The organism is Haladaptatus sp., from assembly GCF_049589095.1.
Taxonomy (GTDB): domain Archaea; phylum Halobacteriota; class Halobacteria; order Halobacteriales; family Haladaptataceae; genus Haladaptatus.
The window spans coordinates 1-3,743 of the sequence record NZ_JBAWAC010000311.1 but is presented as its reverse complement, the minus strand read 5'-3'; the positions used below and the strand labels follow the sequence as shown (position 1 = coordinate 3,743).

4 protein-coding genes are annotated in these 3,743 nt (G+C 61.2%); 2 read left to right on the top strand and 2 right to left on the bottom strand.

Annotation, left to right across the window (positions count from 1 at the left end):
* Together WBV42_RS10075 and WBV42_RS10070 are read right to left on the bottom strand one after the other, a co-directional pair.
* Positions 1-1,435 (bottom strand): aconitate hydratase (locus WBV42_RS10075; protein WP_423985914.1); only part of this gene is annotated, 1,435 nt, incomplete at its 3' end.
* Between the two features lie 131 nt (positions 1,436-1,566).
* The gene (locus WBV42_RS10070; RefSeq protein ID WP_423985913.1) at positions 1,567-2,283 is read right to left on the bottom strand and encodes a hypothetical protein; all 717 of its coding nucleotides are present in this window, start codon (positions 2,281-2,283) and stop codon (positions 1,567-1,569) included.
* 125 nt (positions 2,284-2,408) lie between these two features.
* Between WBV42_RS10070 and WBV42_RS10065 the strand changes: the two genes are divergently transcribed.
* Entirely contained in the window at positions 2,409-3,086 is a 678-nt protein-coding gene (locus tag WBV42_RS10065) for a hypothetical protein (protein WP_423985912.1), read from the top strand.
* 58 nt (positions 3,087-3,144) lie between these two features.
* Positions 3,145-3,705 carry a deoxyuridine 5'-triphosphate nucleotidohydrolase gene (locus WBV42_RS10060; RefSeq protein ID WP_423985911.1) on the top strand — a complete coding sequence of 187 codons (561 nt, stop codon included), beginning with the start codon at positions 3,145-3,147 and terminating at the stop codon, positions 3,703-3,705.
* The last annotated feature ends 38 nt before the right edge of the window (positions 3,706-3,743 follow it).

Sequence of the window (3,743 nt, the reverse complement as noted above, 5' to 3'; positions counted from 1 at the left end):
GCATCTTGAGCAGGGCCGGGCCTTCGAGCGTGGATTCGAGTTCGTCCTTCAGCGGGACGTCGCCGATGTTCGGGCCTTTGATGAGTTCGTCGTCGACGGCCTGGTCGGGGGCGATGAGGTCGGGGTCCTCGCCACCGTACTTGTCGCCGAGTTCGAATCCGGGCGCGTCGAGGTCGCCGAGTTCGTCGGCGAGGTCGCGCGGGTCGATGATTTCGCCTTTGATGGCCGCCGCCGTGGCGACTTCGGGCGAACAGAGGTAGACTGAGTCGTCCTCGATACCGGAGCGACCCTCGAAGTTGCGGTTGAAAGTACGCAGGGAAACGGAGTCGGACGCCGGAACGTGACCGATACCGATACACGCACCACAGGTCGCCTCGGAGAAGTTGACGCCTGCCGCCATCAGTTCGGCGACCCAGCCCTCGCGGGCGAGCATCTCGGATGCCTGTTTGGATGCCGGGGCGACGATGAGGTCCGTCTTCCGGTTGACCGTGCGGCCTTCGAGCATCTTCGCGCCGGGGAGGATGTCCTCGTAGCCACCGTTCGTACAGGAGCCGATCATGACCTGGTCGACCGACTGTCCAGCGACTTCACGGACAGGGACGACGTTGTCGGGCATCGACGGCTGTGCGATGAGCGGTTCGATCTCGGAGAGGTCGATGACGATCTCGTCGTCGTACTCCGCGTCGTCGTCGGCCTGGAGATCGACGTGTTCGTCCTCGCGGCCGAGGGCGCTGAGCCACTCCTCGGTCTTCTCGTCCGTCGGGAAGATGGAGGTCGTTGCGCCGAGTTCCGTGCCCATGTTGGTGATGGTCGTCCGTTCCGGAACGGAAAGCGTCTCGACACCGGGGCCGGTGTACTCGAAGATTTTGCCGACGCCACCTTTCACGGAGAGGCGACGGAGCATCTCGAGGATGACGTCCTTCGCGGTGGACCATTCGGGGAGTTCGCCTTCGAGGCGAACGCTGACGATCTCCGGCATCTCGATGTAGTACGGGCCGCCACCCATGGCGACTACGACGTCGAGACCGCCCGAACCGATCGCGAGTTCACCCAATCCGCCGGGTGTCGGGGTGTGGGAGTCCGACCCGAGCATCGTCTTGCCGGGTGCGGCGAAGTTCTCCTTGTGGACGTTGTGACAGATACCGTTACCCGGACGGGAGTAGTGTGCACCGAACGTGCCTGCCGCGGAGCGGAGGAATCGGTGGTCGTCCGTGTTCTTGAAGTCGAACTGGTAGGTCTGGTGGTCACAGTACTGGGCCGCGATCTCGGTCTGGACTTCGTCCATGTCGAGAGCCTCGAACTGGAGCCAGACGAGCGTCCCCGTGGTGTCCTGTGTGAGAACCTGGTCAATCTCGATCCCGATTTCCTCACCGGTTTCGAGTTCGCCCTCGACGAGGTGCTCGCCGAGAATCTTTTCCGTCAGTGTTTGTCCCATATCAGACGAATATCGACCCTCCGAAGGTATAAATCCCGCGTGTTTACGTTTTCATCGTTCGTGGTAAATCAGGCTCTCGTCAGGCAATCATTGCGAAAATGAGGGCGGTCAAAAGGGTGAGACGACGAAAATTAGTCGAAACGAACCTCCGCGATTTCGACCTCGGTAACGATCGGCGTATCGTCGTCGGCCCGTCCCCACGAGAGAGACGGAACGACATCGTAAGCTTCGGTTCCGTTCTGTAGTTCGAGTCGAACCGTCCGCCCGTCCGCGAGCCACCGATTTATCTCCGCTCGATGGTCGTCGGCGAACCGGTTCGTCTCCGCCGTGTTCTTCCCGCGGCGAACCGCGACGACCTCGACGGAAAGCCCGTCGGCGCTCGTCCGGAGGTTTACACGGAGGGGGACCTGTGCACGCTCGTCGGAGAGGAACGGAAACGCGAGGACGGCGTCTTCCGCGTCCTCCAACCGGTCGATCTCGGTTCCCAACCCTTCACGGACGGCGTTCACCGATTCCTCGACGGAATGCATGGATTCCTGTACCGATTCCTCGATGCCGCGGCGAAGCTGTTCGCCGAAGTCGGGGTCGAACGGGCTGGGATGACCCCTCCCGTGTCGTTCGCGCTCGCGATGCCGTTGATGCCGCTGGTCGTGCATCTGCCGTGAGTGCGTTCGCCCTCTTTCATGCCCTCCTCCCCGACCGGCCCCTCGCCTCTCGTCGTCGTAGGGTCCCCGTTCCAACCCTCGTCGGAGCGTCTCCTCCCACGACAGGTCCAACTCGCGCTTTCGGTGTTTCAGCCGTTCGAACACTTCGTCGTCGTCGATGGTGATCCGGATGTTCCGACTCATACCAGTCGCTACCGTCCCCGGTATCATAACTGTTTCCTCGAAACGCACATCAAAATCACATTGAACGCACATCAAACGCACAATCAGTGCATAGATTTATGACTCCTGTCGACAAAGCCCCGGTGATGAACCCATCCATCACGAAGGACGACCGGGTCAAAGTACTCGGTTCCGCCACCTACGACGACATCGACGCCCAACACGTTCGCGTTCTGGGCTCCCTTACGGTAAAGGGCGATACGCACGCGAAACGGGCGAAGGTCGCGGGTGCGGCGACGATACGGGGTAATCTCGACGTGGATTCCATCACGGTCTCCGGATCGACAAAAGTCGCTGAAGACGTGACAGCGGACAGCGTCTCCGTGTCCGGGTCGCTATCGGTACGGGGAACCACGCAGGCGGACACGCTCGATTGTTCGGGGTCGGTGAAACTGGAGACGGTCACGGCCGATCAGTTCGAAACTTCGGGTATGGCCAAAGTGGCGACGTTGGAGGCCGAAACGGTGTGGGTCCACGGTGCGATCCAGGCGGGCCACGTCGAAGCGGACGACGTCCGGTTCAACCTCGTCGGCGAGTCGGTCGTTTCGTCCCTCGTCGGGGATTCCATCGTCGTCGGTCGGCGTCGGCCCGACGGTTTCCTTCGAGCGAAGTCCATCGAGGGAAGCGATATCGCGCTTGACTACGTGGACGTGGAGCGAGTCGTCGGCGACCACGTCAAACTCGGAGCGAACGCCCGCATCGGCGTCGTGGAGGCGGAGGAACTCGATATGGCGGACGGGGCGGTCGTCGACTCGGCCGAATGATACGGGTACCGCTCCTGAACGACACGGGTACCACCACTGAGCGACGTGTGAATGATGCGTGAATGGTGCGTGTGTGAGACACGCACACTACGCGAGAACGGTAACGGCTTTACTTTCTCGGACACGCCGTCCGCCTATGTTCCAGAGCGGAACGTTCGTCGCAGAACACATCGAGGAGATTCGGAGACAGCAGATACAACCGAACGGCGTCGATCTGACGCTGGAAAAGGTGTACGAACAGCGGGATTCCGGGCGTATCGGGCGAAACAACAAGGAAATCGGCGACCGTCACCGGATCGAATCCGAGCAGATGACGGAAAAGTCGCCGGAGAACTACTACCTCCCGGAAGGTGGCTACATCGTCCAGTACGCCGAAACGGTCGAAATCCCGGAGGGGCACGTCGGCTTCATCTACCCGCGGTCGTCGCTCATGCGTAACTCGTGTATGCTCAACACGGCGGTGTGGGACGCGGGCTACAAGGGGAAGGGAGAAGGGTTGCTGCAGGTCCACCACGACATCGAACTCGAACGCGGTGCACGTATCGCACAATTCGTTCTCGCCGAGGCGGACCACGACGAAACCTACGACGGCGACTATCAGCGCGAGAATTTGGACTAAGCGACAGCGGGAACGAACGTCGTTTCATCCCACGAAAT